This is a genomic window from Marinifilum caeruleilacunae (assembly GCF_013141825.1).
Classification (GTDB): Bacteria; Bacteroidota; Bacteroidia; order Bacteroidales; family Marinifilaceae; genus Marinifilum; species Marinifilum caeruleilacunae.
Genome location: NZ_RZNH01000007.1, coordinates 123,193 through 145,552 on the forward strand (window position 1 = coordinate 123,193; position 22,360 = coordinate 145,552).

The window sequence follows — 22,360 nt, forward strand, 5'->3', positions numbered from 1 at the left end:
ACTAAACAATTCCTTTCTGCAATACATGATTATCCCAACACATACAACAAGTACATGCAAGAGAAGAAGCAAATGTATTTTCAAGAGTAAATTTCATTGTTTTGTTTTAAATCGGATTAAATGATCTTTAATTCGCCTACAATGTTATGAAGTTATTTTGAATATTACAAACACAGAATTTAAAAAATAGAGAGGTTTGCATTGAATTGATGATTTCGTAATCGATTACGAAGACTATTGCATTCTGAATACCAAAGCCCTTTAAAATCTGATATTTCAAAGCTTTTAGAATGGTGTTTTGTAAATGTCTAAAAAATATTGGAAAATATTTTATTTAGTGTGTGTACGAAGAAAGAGTAAAGGATTATTTAAAGAAGAATTCATAATTACTTTTCATCATATGACTTGAATTCAACTAAAATTGTCAATAAAAAATCTTGTGATAAGAAAATCTGAAATAGATGAAAAACAGAATTGTAAGTTTCAAAAAACTGGATAATGAATTAATGCAACTTGTGAATAAAACCTATCCCAATGGATTTGAAGAAGCAATACAGTCGTACATTCTTGGTCCTAACAAAAGCTTTTATGCATTCTCTATCAGCACAGAAGAATACCATTTTTTGGTAAAAGTTGATATGAATTATGATTTGGGATTGGACATGGATGAGGAAGAGTGTGATACAGAGTCAGATGTGGACCTTGATTAACTCATATTGAGGATATGAAAAAATTATGAATTGTTAATTCGTAATTTGTTGCTTGTAATTCAATCTCTTCCTATATTTACAGCACATTTAATAATTGATAACTATGCTACCAAAGTTTTTATTAGCAGACAATTCGCAAGAGTTACCAGATACTCTTTTCATTGTTCACACACGTTCTCCGAAGTGTATTATCGAGTGCGATGTTGAAGATTTTAATTCAAACCAGACCATTTACTGGATGGATAAAACTCCTGAAGATCAAAATTTGATTGAAGATCTTTTGGACGAGGCTGAGACCTTCTATAATGATGAATTGGAAAATCAGGAAGACCTTTACGACGAAGAATTTGACGATTAATTAGAGATGAGTAAAAAATTGAAGCGATCATCCAATAAAATGATTGCAGGTGTTTGTGCAGGAATAGCTGAATATCTTAACCTGGATGTTACACTTGTAAGGATTTTGTATGTCTTAATTTCAATTTTTAGTGCCGGATTTCCTGGCTTACTGATCTACCTGATTTTTTGGTTCGTGATGCCTGATCACAACGAAATTTAAGAGTAGTTTTAGATACGATATGTAAGGAAAGCAGAGGCTTTCCTTTTTTTGTATCAGTAAGTTTCTTTCTTTTTTATGATTTGTGTTAAAAAACAGCGAAAAAATATTCGAAAAGACCACATTTGTCATGATTTCGAATATTCTAATCTTCTATTTTTGCTGCGATTTTTAAGGGAGGATAGAAAAGCGGTTTAAGCATGCTGTTACATAGTTGTTTAAGTAGCTATTATTCTTTCTCTTTAAAACAAACACAAACACTTAAAGAATCTAACGGATGAACCTAAAAAAACTGATCCCTTTTATTGGGTTGGTATGCATTTGCTTGGGAGTTAGCGCTGAAAAACTTCCATCGAAAACCAAAGTGAATCGAAGCATTGACTTTGTAAGCAAACATTTATGGAGAGGTAGTAATAGCGGAACAGCACCAACCATTGAACCTACTTTGGAGCTGCAGACAGGTCGTTTTACTTTTGGAGCCTGGGGAGCTTATGCAACTGATGATAGTTACCAGGAAGTAGACTTCTATGTTTCCTACAACACTCCTTTGTTCCAGTTTAGTGTGTACGATTTTTACTGTCCACGACCAAACTTCGAAAACTCAAAATTCTTTGATTTCGATAGTGAAAATAGTGTTCATTTGTTCGATGCGTTGGTGAAGTACAAAGGGTGTGCAAAATTCCCGGTTTCTGTAATGGGATCTGTTCTGTTCTACGGAGAATTCGATAAGGATGAGAATGGCGATCAGAACTACTCTACCTATTTCGAATTGGGCTATTCAAACTTTATTGGGGGTAAAAAATTCACGTATGCATTGGGTTTCTCACCATTCGAAGGAATGTACGATGATAAATTTAATGTGGTAAATGTGAATGTTACCATGTACGATGAATTAAAACTAACCGATAAATTCTCTTTACCAATTCGTGGTGGGCTAACCCTGAATCCGGCAACAGAAAAGTTATTTTTGACATTTGCGGTTACTTTGAAGTAAATTGAATCGAAATAAATTTCCAAGGCTTCCTTTTTAGGAAGCCTTTTTTGTTTTAAAAGAATTGGTGATATTTAATTGAAATTATTTTTGACAGTAAAACCATATCAAATCAGAATTAACCGAAATGGTAATTTGTTAAAAAATACCACTTTCAAGATTAAAGGTGAGGAGATTATAAAATAGAATATGAATGAAAGCATTAGATAAAGTACATGAATTTCACAAAGCATTTCGTGTTAATGTGGAAGAAAAACCTGCAATTCCGGATCTTGAAAGATGTAAATTGAGACAGAATATTATACAAGAAGAGGTGGATGAACTGAAAGAAGCCTGGGAGTCGGGAAATATTATTGAGGTGGCCGATGCATTGGCTGATATTCATTATGTAGTGATGGGAACTGTACTTGAATTTGGCTTGCAAGATAAATACCCCGAAATCTTTTCTGAGGTACATAGGAGTAATATGAGTAAATTAGATGAAAATGGTAAACCATTATATCGGGAAGATGGCAAGGTGATCAAATCGGATCGATATACCAAACCTGATATTAAAGGAATTTTGAAACCCTAAATCAATGGCAATGAAAAAACACTATGCTACACTCATTTTTCTCTTTTGCATCTTCTATTCTTTGAATGGATTAGCGCAGATGAAAACCTCTTTAGAAAAATTTAATCATTTGGTGGAGGGCATTTGGCTTAGCGAAGGAGAATGGTCGAATGGACAAAAGTTTAAGCAGGAAGTTGATTTTGAATGGGGACTGGATCACAAAATTGTAAAAGTGCAAACTTATGGGACAATCGATCCGAAAACCCAGGAATATGGGCTAAGAAATGAAGGAGTTCGGGCCTACAATGCCAAAGATTCCATGATTCAATTTTGGGAGTTTGATATTTTTGGAGGAATCACCAAAGGAGTATGCTATTTCGAAGGAGAAAATCTTCATTATGAATACGATTACCATGGCGAGAAATTAAAAGAATCGTGGATTTATGTGGACCAGGATCATTACGATTATCAAATTGCCAGTTTAAAGGATGGAAAGATTGAGAAGATCTACATGAAATCATCATACAAACGAACACAGAAAAAAGATTAGGATGAAACTTACAAAATACCATATCGATGCATTTACCAATAAGTTGTTTGGAGGAAACCCGGCATGTGTAATTCCTTTGGAAGAATGGTTGCCTAATGAACTCTTAATCAATATCACCAAAGAAAATAATTTGGCTGAAACAGCTTTTTTCGTTCCCGAAGCCGATCGTTTTCATATCCGCTGGTTTACACCCGAAATAGAAATGGATCTGTGTGGGCATGCAACTTTGGCAACAGCACATGTAATTAAAAAACACCTGGAGTACAAAGAAGATCGTATTCGATTTACATCGGCAAGTGGCGACCTGGAAGTTGCTTTTGAGGATCACAAATATGTGCTCGATTTTCCTTCAAGAATGCCAGTTCCAACCTCATTGCCATCCATTATCGAGGACAGTTTAAACATACACCCCATTGAGGTGTTTCAGGCCAGGGATTATGTCTTGTTATACGAATCGGAAGATGATATTATGGCCTTGGAACCCGATGAGAATAAATTGAAAGCCATCGATTTGGGGCATGGCGGAATTGTTTGTACCGCAATTGGAAGAGAATCGGATTTTGTATCACGTTTTTTTACGCCAGGGGCAAGTATTTTCGAAGATCCTGTAACGGGTTCGGCACACTGCTCATTAATTCCATTTTGGAAAGAAAAGATTGGGAAGGAGCAAATGTTGGCCATGCAATTGTCCGACCGAAAAGGAGTTTTACATTGTTCTGATTGTGGCGATAGGGTAAAAATTGCCGGACATGCAGTAAGCTATAGCGTAGGGGAAATCTATTTAGATTAATTTAGAAATGTTAAATAAACTAAAAGGGCCTTAGAAAACTAATTCTAAGGCCCTTTCTGTTTTTAATAATGTGTAGATTTGATTATGATAGAATTCAAAACTGACCAACAAACCATTAATGATTTAAACTTATTGCCGAAACATCATGGTGATATATCAATTCTTAATTATTTCAATTCTACGAAAACAAAAGGTGGGTATAATGCTTTGATCCATTTAATGGAAACACCATCAAATGATATTGAAAGCATTAAAAACAGGGTTGAAACCATAAAATTTGTAGGCCAACTTAAGGAACAAATCCAGGCCTGTTTGGATGACAATATGCTCGATATTATAGAGTATTACCTGAATCAGAATACGGTAACGCTGCGCGATAATTTTATTGATGCGCTATTCGACAGAATATCCTACATTTTGAAACCAAATAACGATTATTACATTGTTACAACTGCTCTTCAATATGTTGGCAGGCAAATCTCAAATCTGAAATTGTTAATAGATCAGGCGGGCAGTGATCTGCCTGAATTTTTCCGAGATCTGCAATTAGAGCTTCAACAAATTACAAATGATGAGAACCTGATTGCTTTGCTTGATCCCAAAAGGAAGAAACTTTCTTTCAGGCAAATTAATAGGTTTGATTCCTTAATTCGCAAGAAACACACTGAATTGTTACAGGGATTAATTAAGAGAACCTATTTGTTGGATGCTTATTTGTCAGTGAACCAGTTTAGTGAGAACAGTGAATTTCATTTTCCTGAAATAAAGAATTTGGAACAGCCTGTTTTTAAGGTGAATGATATCTTTCACCCTTTTATTGAAGAGCCCGTTCCTTGTAGTTTTGAATTGGGAAGAGAAAACAATTTGTGTTTTTTGACCGGCCCTAATATGGCTGGTAAATCCACCTTTTTAAAGGCTGTTTCTTTGAGTGTTTATTTGGCTCATATCGGTTTTCCAGTTCCTGCTAAAAGTTGCGAATTATCTGTTTTTAATGGCTTGTTTACCACCATTAACTTGTCTGATGATATTAAATTAGGATACAGTCATTACTACAGCGAGGTGAGAAGAATTAAAGAAACAGCATTGAACTTAAAATCGCACAAAAAGTTATTTGTTATCTTCGATGAATTGTTTCGGGGCACCAATGTAAAGGATGCCTACGATGCAAGCTTATTGATCACGAAAGGCTTTTTGAAATCCAAAAAATCTCTTTTTATCATTTCCAGTCACATTTCCGAAGTAGGGGAGCAGCTGACAAATGGAGGATTGGCAGATTTGAAGTACTTTGATTCTCGCCTGGAGGGAGATATTCCTGTGAATACCTATCAATTGGTGGATGGAATTTCCAGCGAGCGCCATGGGTTAGCCATTGTAAAAAGAGAAGGAATTGTAGAACTTTTAGAAGAAGGATAATGGAATATTTTGAGGACCAGGTATTTGAAAATATGGATTTTTCGACAATGGAATTACAAAAGGCTGAATACGAAAATTGCAGCTTTGTAAATTGCTCTTTTGCGAACTCCGACTTGTCGGATATCATTTTTGTGGAGTGTGAATTTAAGTCTTGTGACCTGAGCAATTCTAATGTGAGTCAGACAGCTTTTAGGGATGTAAGTTTCGTATCCTGTAAAATGCTGGGCATTTCCTTTCCTGATTGTAACAAACTATTACTCTCGTTTCGTTTTACGGATTGCATGTTGAATTTAAGCTCCTTTTATCAGTTAAAATTAAAGGCCATTCACTTTGTAAATTGCCACTTGCATGAAGTTGATTTTGTAGAATCGGATCTAAGCCAGTCTTTATTTCAAAATTGTGATTTAGCAGGTGCAGTTTTTGAGTATACCAATTTAGAAAAAGCAGATTTAAGCACTGCAAGCAATTACACCATTCACCCCGAGTCTAATAGAATTAAAAAAGCAAAATTCTCCAGGCAGGATTTAGCTGGTTTGTTGCAGCAATACGATATTGTAATTCAATAAAGAAACCCACCAAAATGGTGGGTTTTTTATTTCGATTAAATTATACAGCCGATTTGCTTAAGGCTTTTGCTTTTGGAAAATCTACCGGCACTTTGCTTAGATTGTGCGTGTAATTGGTAAAGGAAATTTCCATAACAACCGCAATAAAGTCGATTAAAGCTTTTTCGTCGTATCCTGCGTCAAAAAAAGCATCCACTTTGCTTTGTTCTGCCTTGCCCCTGTTAAGAGCTACATCTGCCGCCAGATTACTTAGGATATTCAATTTGGCATCGGCAATGCTACCATCGCGCAATTGTATGGTTTCCTCCTCGGTGAATCCGTTCATTTTGGCAATGGCAGTATGAGCCGACAAACAGTATTCACATCCATTTACTTCCGAAACAGCCAGTTTAATGGCTTCCATTTCTTTAGCCGAAAATGTGCCTTTTCCAACCTTACCTGAATAGTTCAGGAAGTTTTCCAAACTATCACTGGAATATCCAATGGTTGCATATAAATTAGGTACCATACCCAATTGACTTTTTACATTGTTTAAAATGTTTTGAGCTTTTTCGTCAAGCTGATTTACTGTTGGAACATTGATTGTTTTCATTTCTCTATTCTTTTGTAATTTATACTCTTATTTGATTTGTTATTACAAAAGTGGTAGAAATACAAAAGGGAAAGAATGGCAATTCTTCCCCCTGACTTGACAATTTTTCCTTTATGCCTATAAAACAGCTTGTTTTTTAAAATCGGTAGGACTTTTTCCAACTACTTTGCTGAAAAAACGACTGAATTGGGCAGCATCATCAAAACCTAGTTCATAGGCAACTTCCTTTGCGGTTTTATCGGTATGGATGAAAAGTCTTTTTGCTTCCAGGCTAATGCGTTCCTGTATCACCTGTAAAGGTGTTTTATCGTTGTACTCGCCAAATAAATTGGAAATGGTTTTGGGCGATTTATTTAATAAACTGGCATAATCTGCAACTTTGTGTTTCTGTTTAAAGTGCATTTCTACCAATACATTAAACTGCCTGATAATATCCAGTTTGTCCTGGTTAATCTCAGGATTGCTTAAGTTTTTCCTCGCCAGTCGGGTGCATTTAATCAGAAATCTTTTAAGTAGCACTTGCAACATTTCACCTTGAATATGATCTGAGTTTTCGAATTCTTCAAGGATCACCTTAATGAGTAAATCGAAACTTTCCTGTTCTTTCGAATCCAATGAAATAATGGGAACATCTGATGATCCAAAAAACAAATACCCATAACATGAAACTTCCTGATCGTGTTGCTGAATGCAATAAAACTTCCGGTTGAATGATAATTGATTCAATTCCGATGTACTCTCAATTACCTGGAGTTGATTCAGCGGAGTAAGAAACAGGATTTGATTTTCATGGATACAATAATCGATTCCATCGACATTTAGTTTTGAAAAGCCTGTTCGTTGCCAGAATATTTTATAGGTCTGTTTTTCATCTATGATTTCATTCGATAATGAAAAATAGGATGAATCTTTTCTGTTTGAATATGTATGAATCATTCTAATTAGTTATACGTTGATGTATTGGAAACCATCATTAGGATGTAATGCCTGATCTTCTTTCTTGTTGTGCAGAATGATTTTATGTTCGAGGTAGGCTTTTAGGTTTGTCATCCAAAAAGTCCAGCCATTACTACAGCCAACAAAATTATTCATTTTGCTTTTTTCATCGGTTGCAATTTTACTTTGGGTCAAACTTACCAAAGTCATGCCTTTTTCCCTTGTCAGGATAACTTCAACCTCATTATCAGCGAAAGCAAAAACAATTCTATCTTTGCCATTGGCTTCGATAATTTCACCTTGCTCAACACCTTCCCAGTTGTGCCATTGCCAGGAATATTTGTCGCCGGCTTGTATGTATTCTTTGCTTGCCCTTGGCAAATCATTCTTTGTTGTGAATTCAGCCTTTTTCAGGAACCATCTTTCCAGTTTGTGTTGTGTGGTCCAGCACCTGTAAACTTTATCAATTGTTGATTTAATATGAATTTTACGAACAAATTTCGTCCAGTCTATCTCTTTCATAGCTATTTACCATTAAGTATTTGTTCGTAATAAAATACAAAAAAAGGAACAGATTTCTGTTCCTTTTTTTTCAGAGAAATATGATTTATACTTCCGAAGGATGTTCTTTTTTGAATTTATCCCAGTAAGTATTTAGAGTTGATTTCATATCCTTGTGCAACAAAAGAATTCCAATAAGGTTAGGCAGAGCCATTAGTACAATGGTTATACCTGATATGGTCCAGATAATGGTTGTATCGGCAAAAGATGCAATGAAAAATCCAACGCAATAGATAATGCGATATGGAAGAACACCTTTAACACCAAATAGGTAAGTTACCGAACGACCACCGTAATAAGCCCATGCAATTGCAGTTGAAAATGCGAATAACAACAAACCAATGGAAACGATCCATTTTCCCCAATCGCCAAGCAAACTTCGGGTAAATGCTTCGGCAGTTAATGGTGCCGAGTGTACCAATGAATTTCCTTTAAATACCACACCATTTTCCGATGAGTATTTTCCTTTATTAATGGCAATTTTACCACTGTACAACTTGTTGTTTGAATCGTAAACCTGGATTTTTTCAGCTACCGAACGAGCATTTATAATGCTTAATTCATTTTTAATTTCACCATTCTCAACATTAAGCTCTCCTGTAAATAAAGGCAATTCGGAAGTGCCACCTAAATAGTGATATAGTTTTTCACGATCGGCTTCATTTGTATCATCGTACTGATCAGCCATAATTACCATATCGGTTGGTTGGAACTGATTTGGCAATTTTTCGGTCCATACTCCCGATGACAAGATCACCAATCCGGTAAGCGTACAGATTACAATGGTATCGATAAATGGTTCAAGAATTGCTACCATTCCTTCCGAAACGGGTTCTTCGGTTCGGGCTGCCGCATGGGCAATAGGTGCAGAACCCTGACCAGCTTCATTACTAAACAATCCTCGGTTTACACCTTTTGTAAGTGCGTAAGAGAATCCGGCACCAAGGAATCCACCAACAGCGGCTGTTCCGGTAAATACATTGGTAAATATGGATAGGAATGAAGGTATAATGTTTTCGTAATTGTAAAAGATTACAGCCAATGCACCAACGAAATATATAATTGCCATTGTTGGCACTAGTCTCTCTGTAACTTTTGCAATACGCTTAATTCCGCCTAGAATTACAAAGGCCAACAGTACGGTAAGAATTCCTCCAACCAGCATCTTGTTAAAACCAAATGTGGTGAACATCGAGTTGGAAATGGAATTAATCTGAGGCAAACTTCCTGTACCAAAAGATGAGAAAATGGTCATGGCTGCAAAGAAACCTGCCAACCATTTCATGTTCAATTTATTCTTCATGTAGTACATCGGTCCACCTGAAATAAAACCTTTCTCATCTGTTTCACGGTATTTGTGCGATAGTGTTACCTCAACAAATTTTGTTGTCATCCCTAAGAAAGCAGTAACCAACATCCAAAAGAGAGCTGCCGGACCACCCAGGTAAATTGCCAAAGCTACACCTGCAATATTTCCGGTACCTACCGTTCCCGAAAGTGCTGTAGTTAATGCCTGAAAGTGAGAAGCATCACCTTTCTCTCCTGGTTTGTCATATTTTCCGGTAACAACTTTTAAGGCGTGTTTGAAGAATCGAAACTGGGGGAATTTTAGGTAAATGGTGTAGAATAATCCTGTTCCGATTAGTAAAATAGGAAACCACTTGCTTCCACCTAAAAATCCTTCAATTATTGTAAGAAAATCATTAAGGGTATGCATAAACTAAAGGTAAATTGGTAATGGGTTAATAGATTTATTTTTGAAAGTCATCTAAGATAAGAGTTTATTTTTAATTGAGAGTTTTTCGCGGGCTAGAATAATAAATGGCAGATGTGCGAGTTGATCGACCATGATCATAATTTGATCGAAAAATAAGATGAGTTCAGCGTATAATTCTTTACATTTATTAATTGATTTTTTCCCTTATAAAAACTAACCGTCCTTATGGACTTTAAACCATACCAAAACAACAAAAAATGAAAAGATTAATTTATGTGCTGTTATTTTTTGTAGCAGTAAGTGTCAATGCACAGAATAACATTGACTTCCAGAAACCTCCAAAGGAAATTTTGGAATTGGCAGATGTTGAGCGAGCTCCTTCTGTATTTATGGATAATAGCAAAGAAAATATGGTGCTATTGTTTCGTGATGCCTACAAAACCATTCAAGAATTATCGCAGGAAGAAATGCGCTTGGGAGGATTAAGAATCGATCCTAAAACAAATATTGGTAGCAGAACCAGTTATTATAACAATATTAAATTGCGCAGACTGAACTCAAAATCGGATGCTCCTGTACAAGTAAAAGGACTGCCAAAAAATCCGAGACTTACCAATTTTGTTTGGTCTCCTGATCAGACAAAACTGGCCATGACCAACACCACAACAAAAGGTGTAGAAGTGTGGATTTTAGATAAAAATTCAGCTTCGATGACAAAAATTACCGATGCAATTGTAAATGCGAACTTAAGAGATCCGATCAATTGGTTCAAGAACAGTGAAGCTGTACTTGTAAAATTTGTTGCCGAATCGAAAAAAGAATTGATCAATACGAAAAGTTCTGTTCCTAGCGGTCCAACCATTTCTGAAAATGCAGGTAAGAAAGCTCAGAACAGAACTTACCAGGATTTGTTAAAGAACAAGAATGATGAGTACAACTTTGAACAGCTTGCCATATCTGAATTGTACAAAGTGAACATGGATGCCAGCAAAGAAAAATGGTTGCCAGCTGCAATGTACAAGAGCATTAACTTCTCGCCTGACGGGAATTATGTGATGATTTCTGTTGTTGAAAAACCTTTCTCTTATCTTGTACCTTACTACAGATTCCCATCGAAAACAACAGTTTACACTAAGGATGCCAACAAAGTGGAAGATGTGTTAACTGTTCCATTGATTGAAGACCTTCCACAAGGTTTTATGGCTGTTCGTAAAGGAAGAAGAAATGTAAGCTGGAGACTTGATGTTGCATCATCATTGATTTATGTTGAAGCTTTAGATGGAGGTGATCCTGCTAATAAAGTAGACTACAGAGATGAAGTATTCCAATTGGATGCTCCTTTTAAAGGCAATGGCAAGAGCATTTTGAAAACCATTAATCGTTTTGCCGGTATCGATTGGGGAAATGAAAAAATTGCTGTTGCTCACGATTACTGGTGGAATAGCAGAAATACCAAGTCCTACACTTTTAATCCTTCTGATGCTTCGGTAGCACCAATTAAAATCAACGATAGAAATTACCAGGATAAATATAGTGATCCGGGTGAATTTGTAACTGCCAGAAACAAATTTGGAAAATACACACTTGCACTTGAAGGCGATAACGCTTTCTTATTGGGAGAAGGTTACTCGAAAGAAGGACAATTCCCATTCCTTGATAAAGCCAATCTTAAAACAAAGAAAACTCAGAGATTGTATCAATCGAAGTATACCGATAAGATTGAGGATCTAAGAGATTTTGATGTGAAGAAAAAGGAATTATTGGTAAGAATTGAATCGAACACCGAATACCCAAATTATTTCTTCAGAAAGCTGAAAGGCAATAAGTTGAAGCAGTTAACTGCTTTCGAGAATCCATTCAAGAGTATCGAAGGAGTTCACAAAGAGGTAATTACTTACAAGAGAGAAGATGGAGTAGAGCTATCGGGAACCTTATATTTACCTGTAGGATACGATAAAGACAAGAAAGAAAAAGTGCCGATGATACTATGGGCATATCCTACCGAGTACAAAGACAAAGCTAGTGCCGGACAAACAACTGCCAACTCTAACGAATTTACCTATTTGTATTGGGCTTCGCCATTGTTCTGGCTAACCAGAGGTTATGCTGTTTTGGATGATGCTGCTTTCCCAATTGTTGGTGAAGGAGAAGAAGAGCCAAACGATTCGTTCCGTTCTCAGTTGGTAGCCAATGCGAAAGCTGCTATCGATGCAGTTGATGCAATGGGTTATATCGATAGAGACAGAGTTGCTTGTGGTGGACACAGTTACGGTGCATTTATGGTAGCTAACCTACTAACTCACTCCGATTTGTTTGTTGCAGGTATTGCACGTAGTGGTGCATACAACAGAACCCTTACTCCTTTTGGTTTCCAGAGCGAGGAAAGAAACTACTGGGAAGCACCGGAGGTTTACTACACCATGTCACCATTTATGCATGCCGAAAAAATGAACAATGCATTGCTATTGATCCATGGCGATTCGGATAACAATTCGGGAACTTACCCAATGCAGAGCGAGCGTTACTTTAATGCTCTTAAAGGATTAGGTGCTACGGTTCGTTTGGTAATGTTGCCAAAAGAAAGTCATTCGTACCGTTCAAAAGAGAACATCATGCACATGCTTTGGGAGCAAGACCAATGGCTCGAAAAACACGTAAAAAATCATAGCAAAGAAGTTAGCGAAAAGTAATCTTTAGAAATAATATAAAGCAATGCCCGCACATATTTTGTGCGGGCATTTTATTTATCTTTTAATTGGAATAATGATAAATAACAGAAAGAAATAATATCAATTATACTAAGTGTTATATTTGGCATTTTATTTAAAGAACTGACCTTCTGAAATTGAGAAACATATTAGAAAACTTATAAACTACTTATGAAATACGGAATTTTGATGGGTATGATTTTATTATCATACTTTGCTGTTGGACAGGAAATGAGTGTCGATTTAAAAAAGAGAAATCAGGCTGCTGAAATTGCAAACAAAGCCATTGTTAATATTCAGCAACAAAATTACGAAGCAGCATTTCCACAGCTTACTCGCGCAATTTCTATTGATACTACTTTACGCAAGCCATATTTATTTCTGTATACACTGGCAACCAATCGTGAGGAGTATAGGGATTCTGCATTGTGCCTGCTTCAGAGAGCAAAAAAAATCTTTCAGCAAGATGATGAGATTTGCTACTATATTGGTGAAATATATAAAATGAAAGGGGATTTAAACAGGGCGATGATGGAATACAGTATGGCCATTGCATACAGTAAAATGAATGGTGCCGATTTTTACCTGGTTCCTCATTACTATTTCAACAGGGCGACAATTTCCCTTCAAAAAAACAGGTTCTCTTCAGCAATAATCGACTATTCTTATGCCATTCAATTGAAGCCGGAATATACTGCAGCCTACGTAAACAGGGGAATCAGCCTTTTTCAGGCAGGCAAGCCCGAGGATGCCTGCACCGACTGGAAGACCGCCATGGAATTAGGTTCTGGCGCTGCCACAGAATATTGGGAGCGAAATTGTAAAGAGAAAGAGTAATCACCCATTCAAACATTATAAAAAATGAATCGCTTTGTAAGCCTATTGATCTTATCAGCAATCCTGTTTGTATCCTGCGATAAGGATTCGGATAAGGATCAGAAAGAAATATTGGAAATTGAACTGATAAGCCCTGCTGAAATACACGGAGATATTGTGGATTTACCCATAAATACACCCATTCGTTTTCAGGCAAAATGTAATGTTGAAGATGCAGGGGAAATTTATTGGTATGCTGAAGATGATTGGAATTATCATTCTTTGGATGAGGAAATTAGTTTCGATGAAAATGGTTTGTATCGTATCTATTTTGTATTAAAAGATGCGAAATATTCTGCAGAGAGCAAATTCATCTGGATTAATGTAGTTGGCAAAACTGTTACCAATGTTGAAGATGATGAAGTAGGTGTAGCTTTGGTTGAAAATGCTAATAGTATCTATGTATTTACAAAGAAAAGGAAATCATTTTCGAGCAAAGGAGTGTTTTTATACAAATATACCGAGGGAGAGTTGGATAAGTCGGAATTTCTTGAAAATGTAGATCAAATTTATGATGCCAAAAATACTGATGATGGAAGGATAATTCTACTTACCAATGATGGATTTGTACTCCTGAACACAACAGACGGTTCAGCTCAACATGTGAACGGTAGCTTGTACAAAAGGGCACATATCATGAGCTGTAAGAATGAAGAATTGGTATTTGTGGGAATAGAGGAACATAAAGGCATTCTTGAAAGACGAAAATTTTCAGGTGAACTTGTGGAACAGAAGGTGATTTATGAGGATGAAGACCACAATAAGCTGAAAGACATCGGATTTTTAAATGAAAATGACTTCGTAATTCTTGCAGAAATTATCGAGGAAAATTATTATGGTATAGAATCTGAGGGAATTGCCGAAAAAAGAATTTCATTAAACAGTACGGATGATAAGGGTACCTGGAGTCGGGATTTTGAATATTTGATTGATGGAGATTATGCCACGGATGCAGGGATACATTCAATGAAATCGGGAGTAATGCTATATGCGTTTCATTCCGACCGTTCGTTGATTCAAATCAATTACAACCACAAGTACGAGATGAACTTCCGAAGAAATTTTAGTTTTGAACCTACAGAAATATTTGCAACCGATGATTATTTCTGTGATTCGGAGAATGAAGAATACGATTGCCACGACCGAAGAGTTTGGGGATGGCAAGATCACGAACGAACAGTGACTCTTTTTCAAAACCAAATGGTTGTGGAACATGAGTATAGAGGACTCTACCGAAAACCAAAATTATTTGAAGTGAATCATTCGTATAAGATAGATTGGGTGTTTGAGTCGGAAGATTCACATTTAATTCTGGTCAATACCCAAAAGTACGGTAAGTTTGATTTCGACTATAAAGGAAACAGCAAAAGGTATTGTTCTGTTTTTAGAGTAGATGAGAAAGGAAAACTTATGGATTTGTACTAAAATCATGAAAAAATACAAGATTAAGGAATAACAATTCAAGCTGTTATTCCTTAATTTTTGCCTATCCATCACTTTTGTTAATTTTGCAGGTATTAAACTAAGACAGAAAGTTAGCACGTGATATATCCAGACAATTTTGAAACAAAACTTCGGTTCGATAAAGTAAGAGAACTGGTTAAGAAACAATGTTTAAGTTCCCTGGGAAGAGATTTGGTTGATGAAATTAAATTTTCGAATTCCTACAAAACGGTCAACCGAATGGTGAATGAGACCAACGAATTTAAAACCATTTGTTTAGAGGAAGAGAATTTCCCTTTGGGATACTTTATTGATGTGCGCCAAAGTTTAGAGAAGGTTCGTATTGATGGTACTTATCTTGAGTTGGAAGAGTTGTACAATCTGAAACGTTCACTGGAATCGATCTCTTCTATTTTGCGATTCTTCCAAAAGAAGGAAGAGGATGAATATCCTTACCTGAAAAAATTGACTGGAAATGTTAAGATGTATCCTTACATTTTCGACAGGATTAATGGGATCATTACAAAGAATGGACGAATTAAGGACAATGCTTCACCAGAACTTCAGCACATCAGAAGTTCGTTAATCCAAAAGCAATCTACCATATCCAAGCGAATGCAATCTATGCTTCGCGCGGCTCAAAGAGAAGGTTGGGTAGAGCAGGATGTTGCGCTTTCGGTGCGCGATGGACGCGTTGTAATTCCAATTCCATCGGCTTACAAAAGAAAAATAAAGGGGATTGTACACGACGAATCGGCAACAGGGAAAACTTCCTATATCGAACCGTCCGAAATTGTTGAAACAAACAATGAAATCAGGGAGTTGGAGTATGCTGAACGTCGCGAAATCATAAGAATATTGCTGGAATTTACAGCACAACTTCGCCCTTATATCGACGATTTGTTTTTGGCTTATGAGTTTATGGCCAAAATCGACTTTATACGAGCAAAGGCCAAGTTCGCCATACAGGTGAAAGCCTTGCTTCCCAAAATGGTGAAAACACCTACATTATTATGGGAAAAAGCGACCCATCCACTTTTGTTTTTAACCTTACAAAACGAAGGTCGTAAAGTGGTTCCTTTAAATCTTCAAATTTCAAACGAACAAAGAATTATCCTGATATCAGGTCCGAATGCCGGTGGTAAATCGGTTTGTTTGCAAACAGTTGGTTTGTTGCAGTACATGTTCCAGTGTGGATTCCTGGTGCCTATGGAGGAGGAATCAAAAATCGGAATTTTCGATAAAATTTTCATTGATATCGGTGATGAACAATCCATCGAGAACGATTTAAGTACCTACAGCTCTCACCTGATGAATATGAAACACTTCCTTCGCTATTCAGATACCGATACGCTGGTGCTGATTGATGAGTTTGGAACAGGAACTGAGCCTGCTTTGGGGGGAGCAATTGCCGAATCGATTTTAGATAAATTAAACCGTAAAAAAGTTTGTGGTGTGATTACCACTCACTATTCGGGATTAAAGCATTTTGCTTCTGAAGCTGAAGGGATCGAGAATGGTGCCATGCTCTACGATTCGCATCAGATGCGCCCATTGTTCCAATTGCAGGTTGGCAAGCCAGGATCGTCTTTTGCTTTCGAAATTGCAAGAAAAATCGGTTTACCCGAAGAAATTCTAAAAGCGGCTACCGAAAAAGTGGGTGAGGATCATATCAATTTCGATAAACACTTGCGTGATATTGTTCGCGACAAAAGATATTGGGAAAGCAAAAGGGATAAAATCCGTAGAAACGAGAAGAAGCTAAATCAGTTGGTTGAGCAATACGATAAGGAGTTGAAAGATGCCAGCAAGCTTCGAAAGGACATTATCGAAAAAGCACAGCAAGAGGCTAAAGATTTGCTTCAGAATGCGAATAAAACCATAGAAAAAACCATTCGCGATATTAAGGAAAGCAAAGCCGAAAAAGAGAAAACCAAAAAAGCGAGAAAGCAGTTCGAAGAAACCAAGGTTCAACTTACACAAGCCGAGTTGGAGGAAGAGGAGCGCATCAACCGTAAAATTCAGAAACTGAAAAATCGCGAAAAGCGCAAAGGGCAGAAAGATCAGGAGCCTGAAACAGCAGGAAAATCGACAGCAGCCAAAGCAATTGTGAAAAGCAAAAAGCAGTTTAATCCAGATGTGATTGAAAAAGGTGATTTGGTGCAGTTGGATAATCAGAATACGGTTGGTGAAGTAATCGAGATTAATGATAAAACTGCGGTGGTTGCCTTTGGAAGCATTCTTACATCGGTGAAAGCCAAGCGATTGTCGAAAGTCTCCAAGTCTCAATTGAAGAAACAGGAAAAGACTTACAATCAGACTTCGGCCTTGGTTCAGGAGCGAATTTCGAAACGCAAACTAAGTTTCCGACAGGATATTGATGTGAGGGGAATGCGAGGCGAAGAGGCACTGCAAATTGTAATGGATCATGTTGATGAAGCCATTATGCTGGAAGTAAAAGAATTTAGAATTTTGCATGGAACAGGGCATGGAATCCTGCGTCAGCTTATCAGGGATTATCTTCAAACCGTAGATTTGGTTCGTCATTTTAAGGATGAACGCATCCAAATGGGAGGATCAGGAATAACGGTTGTTACCATGGAGTAAAATTGAAATACAGATATAAAAAAAGGAAATCCGCCAGTGCAGATTTCCTTTTTTAGATTATTCTAAAAATTGATTATAAATTTTCATTGATTGCTTTGGCATAAGAGCTCGATTTTCCATAAGCAGCACACTTTTGAATGTCGTCGTAAAGCCAAATAAACCCTCCGTCGATATTCTCTTTTTCGCTGGCAATTTTTTCACCAATTACAGCTGGGTTGTCTCCATTCGCGCAATTGTCGCCATTTTTGCACCACAATCCGTAAGAAACTTTTAGCTTGCCAAAATACTGGTTCCACTCCGATGGTTTATTTCTCGATCCACCAGCGTAACATTGCAAGTACACACGGTCAATTGTTCCTGGTTTTTTAGCTTCTACCTGCTCGTAAACCGATTTCCAATATTCAGTCTCATTGTAAGGACATAGACCCACTTTCAAACCCATATCAGCCAACATTAAGGTGAAATCTACTGTCGATGCAACATCAAAAGTTACTTCATCGTCGTAGTTAATTGCTGTTGCACCTGTAATTTCCTGTAATTTTTGCAAAGCCTTATATAGCTTTGTTTCTGGTCCTGTTCCTTCTTCGGCAATCAGGTTTTTGATATGTTCCCACGATTTGGCTCCCCACGCACCAATTCCCAGTTCAATTCTATCAACAGAACTAGGTGCACTTGTCAACTGTTCCAATCTCGATTGCCATTCAGGATCTCCAATGTATTCGCCATCGGCATTCATAATTGGAGTATCGTTATAATTCATACTGCCATCTTCACCAATGTGAATGGTCCATAAAATAACAGTTGAAAAACCTGATGATTTCAAATCGTTGATTACTTCCATACCCCCGGTATAGAAAGGACCGCCACCAAAAACGGCCGAATATTTTCCTTCAGGAGCTGTCGCAATTTCCTCCTTTGTTGTTTCTGAATTGCTATCCGATTTATCGCAAGAATTACAAGAAACCGTTCCTACTAAAACTAAAATGTAGATTAACTTTTTTAGAATTGTCATTTGATTCGTATTTAATGAATGATACTCAAAACTAGGAGTAGAGAGTTAATACGGGAGTTAATTCCTGCTTAATCCGAAAGAATAGGTGTTAATGCATGAAAAAATGCCACCTCGTAACGAGATGGCATTTACTCATGTAGGGGTAATTATATTCTTAATAAAGAAATGTGCTTACCAGAACGTAGAGGTAATGGGCAAATGTACCCGCCAGTATACCACCTACGGTATGAGATAGTAAAGCTTTAGATGTCAATTCACGGAAATTTAAAGTATCCAACATTGCAGTATGGGTACTTAAATATCCACTCCAACACATCCCCATTGCAGTAAATACCGCAACAACATTACCATCGATAATTCCTTTTGCAAGGAATGCTTTTACAAGCGATAAAGCTGCACCAACTGCACCTAGCGAAGTTACCGGGAATGCAATTAGTTCAGGAAATTTAAATCCGAATAATCCTTCGAACAACCACCAAACATATCCAGCTAATTTTGGTAACAATGGCACACCTTCATATGCCAATCCCTGGTATCCTAATGTTGGATCTTTTGGTCCGAAAGTTAGCATCATTACCATTGTAGAAATGATAAGTACACCCGGAATAATAGCCAATCCAAGATCAACACCCGACTTACCACCATCCAAAATTGAGTTCAGGAATCTTAGGAAAACGCTACCTTCCGATTTAAAGCTGATCTTTTCGGTTGCACCTTCAAAATCGTTATCGGTACGCGCAGGAATTTTCCCCCTGATTAATCGTTGCATTAATCGAGTTGAAACTACCGCACCAAATAAAGCACCAACCAAACCAATTAATGCAGGAATAAACATGTTTTCGTCGCTGCCCGGAACCTTAAGTGTAGACATGAATGTGATTACAATCAAACCCATACCGAAAGCGGTTCCAAAGTTGGTTAATGATACCAATTGGTAATTTTTAAAATACTTGCTGAAGTTTTTATCGTTGGCCAGGCTGATAATCGCCGGGTTATCCGATAAAAATGTAAGAACTCCTGCCAATGCACCAACTCCAGGTAAGTTGAATAATGGTTTCATCATCGGAGCAAGAATTTTCTCCAACAGACGAACAACACCAAATTCAATTAATAATTTACCTAATGCACCAGAAAGAACTGTAATTCCCATAATGTAGAAAACAGTATTCATTAGCAAATCCCATGCGGTTTGCATGATCGTATTCAGCATATTGGAAACACCCATTGTGTGGCCGATGTATCCAAAAATCCCGAAAAATGTAAGAAGAAACATCACAGCTTCGTACCTGCGCTTCTTCAAAAAATCTGTCTCCTTGATAGATTTAATTGCGTTCATTTTTTTGGTTGTGTGTTTGTGTTTGTTATTCGCTGCAAATGTATATTATAAACGTAGTTTGGAAAGCTTTTTTTGTATGATCTTTATCAGTTTTTTAAACTCTTTTATATGTTACAAAAGCATATTGATTTTTGTCATGTTTTATCGTAAGTAGAGCCCAGAAATTTGGATATTGTTGATAAGTTCTTCTTCATTCTTCGCACGAATTGTACTAGTTTTGTCTTCCCAATTAAAAAATAGCTATGTCGGCAGCATCAAACGCATTAAAAAAATATTTCGGATACGATCAATTCCGTCCATTGCAGGAGAAGGTAATCAACTCAATTTTGCAAGGAAAGGATGCGATGGTGATTATGCCAACTGGTGGAGGAAAATCGATTTGCTACCAGATTCCAGCTATTATTATGGAGGGAATTACGATTGTAGTTTCTCCTCTGATTGCCCTAATGAAAGATCAGGTAGAAGGATTAAGAGCCAATGGAGTTTCGGCCGATTACCTGAATAGCTCGCAAAATACACAGGAACAGGCCGAAATTATTGAGAACCTGGTGGCAGGGAAAATTAAGCTGCTATATGTTTCTCCAGAGAAATTGGTAAGCCAGGATTTCTACTACTTGTTATTGCAACTTAAGGTGAATTTGTTTGCAGTGGATGAGGCGCATTGTATCTCGGTTTGGGGGCATGATTTTCGCCCTGAGTACACAAAAATGGCTTATCTGAAGAAACAATTTCCTCATGTACCCATTGTTGCTTTAACGGCTACAGCCGATAATCTTACGCAGAAAGATATTGTTTCGCAATTGAATTTGACTGATCCCGAAAGGTTTATCTCCTCTTTCGACAGGCCAAATTTAAGTTTGACCGTTGCTCCCGGACGCGACAAGTTTAAATCCATACTGGGATTTTTGCGTCAGCGTCCACATCAATCAGGAATTATCTATTGTTTGAGTAGAAAAGCAACCGAAGGATTGGCCGAAAAATTGAGAAATGCCGGGGTAAATGCAGCTTATTATCATGCAGGCTTATCGGCCGAAGAGCGTGCAAAGCGCCAGGAAGATTTTATCAACGATGAGGTGCCGATTATTTGTGCTACCATTGCTTTTGGAATGGGTATCGATAAATCGAATGTACGTTGGGTAATCCATTATAATTTGCCTAGAAATATTGAGTCCTACTACCAGGAAATTGGTCGTGCCGGGCGCGATGGCCTTAAGGCAGATACACTTTTATTTTATAGCTTTTCCGATGTAATTGTACATCGAAAATTTATTGATGAATCGAAACTCAAAGAAGTCTCGCATGCCAAACTGGAAAGAATCCAACAGTTTTGTGATGCACAGATTTGCAGGCGAAAAATATTGCTGAGTTATTTCGGAGAACACCTCGAAAAAGATTGTGGAAACTGCGATGTTTGTAAAAATCCACCTCAACTATTCGATGGAACAATCATTGCACAAAAAGCATTTTCGGCCATTGTTCGACTCAGAGAACAGGTTGCAGCTGGAACTCTTATTGACGTTCTTCGAGGTTCATCCCGACAGGAAATCATCAACAAGGGATATCACCAAATTAAAACCTATGGTGCAGGAAAAGATATTGCACACCAGGATTGGCAACAATATCTGCTTCAGCTCTTAAACCTGGGCTTTATTACCGTGGCTTACGATCATGGCAATGCCTTGCGATTAACCGAGCAAGGAAGAGAAGTGCTCTTTGGCGAACGACTGGTGAAATTGGTTCATTTGGCTTCAATGAAATCTGATCCTGTTATCAAGCCAATTGAAAAGAAAACAAGTAAGCAACTCGATCGTGAAGGTTTGTTTGAGGCACTACGTAAGCTTAGATTGCAAATTTCGCGCGATGAAAACATTCCGCCTTACCTGGTATTTTCGGATGCAACTTTGCAGGAAATGGTACAGGATAAGCCAAGCAGCGAATTTGAGATGAAAATGATTTCTGGGGTTGGTGTTCGCAAATATCAGTTGTATGGTGAATTATTTATCAACGAAATTCTAAATTTCCAGCAGAGTAAAAATCGCGAAGCAAAGAAAAGTGGGGAGTCTTTTTATAAAACCTACGAATATTACAAGCAGGGATTTTCGGTTGATGAAATTGCCAGTATCCGAAAAGTAAACCCTGTTACAATTTACTCTCATTTGGCTTCTTTGTACGAAAAAGGGGCAGATGTCGATTTGTATGAATTTTTTAGTTCCCGTGAATTGGAACAGATCGAAAATGCTTTTCGTTCCTTAAATTTTACTGAAAATATCAAGGAATTGTACCTGTTTATGGGCGAAGAAATCGAGTACTATAAAATTCGCCTGGCCATCTCATATCTAAAAGTAAGCACTTCATAATCTGGCTAAAACTCATATTGTATTATTGATCATTTCGATGTTTTTGTTAAATTTAAGGTTCAATCAATTAACCTGTACCTTTAAAT

Annotated in this window: 20 protein-coding genes; 14 read left to right on the plus strand and 6 right to left on the minus strand. The window is 37.2% G+C overall.

Translation table 11 applies throughout. The features are described from left to right. Positions 1 to 461: 461 nt before the first annotated feature. The 9 genes from ELS83_RS06495 (at position 462) to ELS83_RS06535 (ending at position 6,129) form a co-directional block, all read left to right on the plus strand. Positions 462 to 710 (plus strand): hypothetical protein, encoded by a 249-nt coding sequence (locus ELS83_RS06495; RefSeq protein ID WP_171594725.1) that lies wholly within the window; start codon positions 462 to 464, stop codon positions 708 to 710. A 103-nt stretch (positions 711 to 813) separates the two neighbouring features. Continuing rightward, positions 814 to 1,068, plus strand: a complete 255-nt coding sequence (locus ELS83_RS06500; protein ID WP_054714877.1) for a hypothetical protein — start codon at positions 814 to 816, stop codon at positions 1,066 to 1,068. Positions 1,069 to 1,074: 6 nt separating this feature from the next. Next, a complete protein-coding gene (locus ELS83_RS06505) occupies positions 1,075 to 1,269 on the plus strand; it encodes a PspC domain-containing protein (RefSeq protein ID WP_171594726.1) in 195 nt (64 codons plus the stop codon). A gap of 274 nt (positions 1,270 to 1,543) precedes the next feature. Continuing rightward, the gene (locus ELS83_RS06510; RefSeq protein WP_171594727.1) at positions 1,544 to 2,260 is read left to right on the plus strand and encodes a hypothetical protein; all 717 of its coding nucleotides are present in this window, start codon (positions 1,544 to 1,546) and stop codon (positions 2,258 to 2,260) included. Between the two features lie 190 nt (positions 2,261 to 2,450). Next, positions 2,451 to 2,831: a nucleoside triphosphate pyrophosphohydrolase family protein gene (locus ELS83_RS06515; protein ID WP_171594728.1), complete on the plus strand. Its 381-nt coding sequence runs from the start codon at positions 2,451 to 2,453 to the stop codon at positions 2,829 to 2,831. Between the two features lie 10 nt (positions 2,832 to 2,841). Beyond that, a complete protein-coding gene (locus ELS83_RS06520; protein WP_171594729.1) occupies positions 2,842 to 3,360 on the plus strand; it encodes a hypothetical protein in 519 nt (172 codons plus the stop codon). Between the two features lies 1 nt (position 3,361). Then, positions 3,362 to 4,150, plus strand: coding sequence for a PhzF family phenazine biosynthesis protein (locus ELS83_RS06525; RefSeq protein WP_171594730.1), 789 nt, complete (start codon positions 3,362 to 3,364; stop codon positions 4,148 to 4,150). A gap of 84 nt (positions 4,151 to 4,234) precedes the next feature. Beyond that, positions 4,235 to 5,563 carry a MutS-related protein gene (locus ELS83_RS06530; protein WP_171594731.1) on the plus strand — a complete coding sequence of 443 codons (1,329 nt, stop codon included), beginning with the start codon at positions 4,235 to 4,237 and terminating at the stop codon, positions 5,561 to 5,563. Continuing rightward, positions 5,563 to 6,129 (plus strand): pentapeptide repeat-containing protein, encoded by a 567-nt coding sequence (locus tag ELS83_RS06535; protein ID WP_171594732.1) that lies wholly within the window; start codon positions 5,563 to 5,565, stop codon positions 6,127 to 6,129. Before ELS83_RS06530 ends, ELS83_RS06535 begins: the two co-directional genes overlap by 1 nt. A gap of 40 nt (positions 6,130 to 6,169) precedes the next feature. Here ELS83_RS06535 and ELS83_RS06540 read toward each other — a convergent pair whose 3' ends face one another. From ELS83_RS06540 to ELS83_RS06555, 4 genes are all read right to left on the minus strand, one after another. Then, a complete protein-coding gene (locus ELS83_RS06540) occupies positions 6,170 to 6,721 on the minus strand; it encodes a carboxymuconolactone decarboxylase family protein (RefSeq protein WP_171594733.1) in 552 nt (183 codons plus the stop codon). Positions 6,722 to 6,838: 117 nt separating this feature from the next. Continuing rightward, positions 6,839 to 7,657, minus strand: coding sequence for a helix-turn-helix domain-containing protein (locus tag ELS83_RS06545; RefSeq protein ID WP_171594734.1), 819 nt, complete (start codon positions 7,655 to 7,657; stop codon positions 6,839 to 6,841). Between the two features lie 9 nt (positions 7,658 to 7,666). Then, positions 7,667 to 8,179, minus strand: a complete 513-nt coding sequence (locus ELS83_RS06550) for an SRPBCC family protein (protein ID WP_171594735.1) — start codon at positions 8,177 to 8,179, stop codon at positions 7,667 to 7,669. Positions 8,180 to 8,264: 85 nt separating this feature from the next. Beyond that, positions 8,265 to 9,935 (minus strand): amino acid carrier protein, encoded by a 1,671-nt coding sequence (locus tag ELS83_RS06555; protein WP_171594736.1) that lies wholly within the window; start codon positions 9,933 to 9,935, stop codon positions 8,265 to 8,267. A 257-nt stretch (positions 9,936 to 10,192) separates the two neighbouring features. Between ELS83_RS06555 and ELS83_RS06560 the strand changes: the two genes are divergently transcribed. From ELS83_RS06560 to ELS83_RS06575, 4 genes are all read left to right on the plus strand, one after another. Beyond that, positions 10,193 to 12,625: an alpha/beta hydrolase family protein gene (locus tag ELS83_RS06560; RefSeq protein WP_171594737.1), complete on the plus strand. Its 2,433-nt coding sequence runs from the start codon at positions 10,193 to 10,195 to the stop codon at positions 12,623 to 12,625. A gap of 189 nt (positions 12,626 to 12,814) precedes the next feature. After that, complete coding sequence (locus ELS83_RS06565; protein ID WP_171594738.1) at positions 12,815 to 13,480, plus strand: tetratricopeptide repeat protein; 666 nt, start codon at positions 12,815 to 12,817, stop codon at positions 13,478 to 13,480. 24 nt (positions 13,481 to 13,504) lie between these two features. Continuing rightward, complete coding sequence (locus ELS83_RS06570) at positions 13,505 to 14,944, plus strand: hypothetical protein (protein WP_171594739.1); 1,440 nt, start codon at positions 13,505 to 13,507, stop codon at positions 14,942 to 14,944. A 117-nt stretch (positions 14,945 to 15,061) separates the two neighbouring features. Next, the gene (locus tag ELS83_RS06575) at positions 15,062 to 17,569 is read left to right on the plus strand and encodes an endonuclease MutS2 (protein WP_171594740.1); all 2,508 of its coding nucleotides are present in this window, start codon (positions 15,062 to 15,064) and stop codon (positions 17,567 to 17,569) included. Between the two features lie 73 nt (positions 17,570 to 17,642). Here ELS83_RS06575 and ELS83_RS06580 read toward each other — a convergent pair whose 3' ends face one another. Further along, positions 17,643 to 18,581: a lysyl endopeptidase gene (locus ELS83_RS06580; protein WP_171594741.1), complete on the minus strand. Its 939-nt coding sequence runs from the start codon at positions 18,579 to 18,581 to the stop codon at positions 17,643 to 17,645. A gap of 154 nt (positions 18,582 to 18,735) precedes the next feature. Beyond that, positions 18,736 to 19,917 (minus strand): CD0519/CD1768 family membrane protein, encoded by a 1,182-nt coding sequence (locus tag ELS83_RS06585; RefSeq protein WP_171594742.1) that lies wholly within the window; start codon positions 19,915 to 19,917, stop codon positions 18,736 to 18,738. A gap of 242 nt (positions 19,918 to 20,159) precedes the next feature. On the opposite strand from ELS83_RS06585, the gene recQ reads away from it, so the two are divergent. After that, positions 20,160 to 22,274: a DNA helicase RecQ gene (gene recQ, locus ELS83_RS06590; RefSeq protein WP_171594743.1), complete on the plus strand. Its 2,115-nt coding sequence runs from the start codon at positions 20,160 to 20,162 to the stop codon at positions 22,272 to 22,274. Positions 22,275 to 22,360 lie beyond the last annotated feature (86 nt).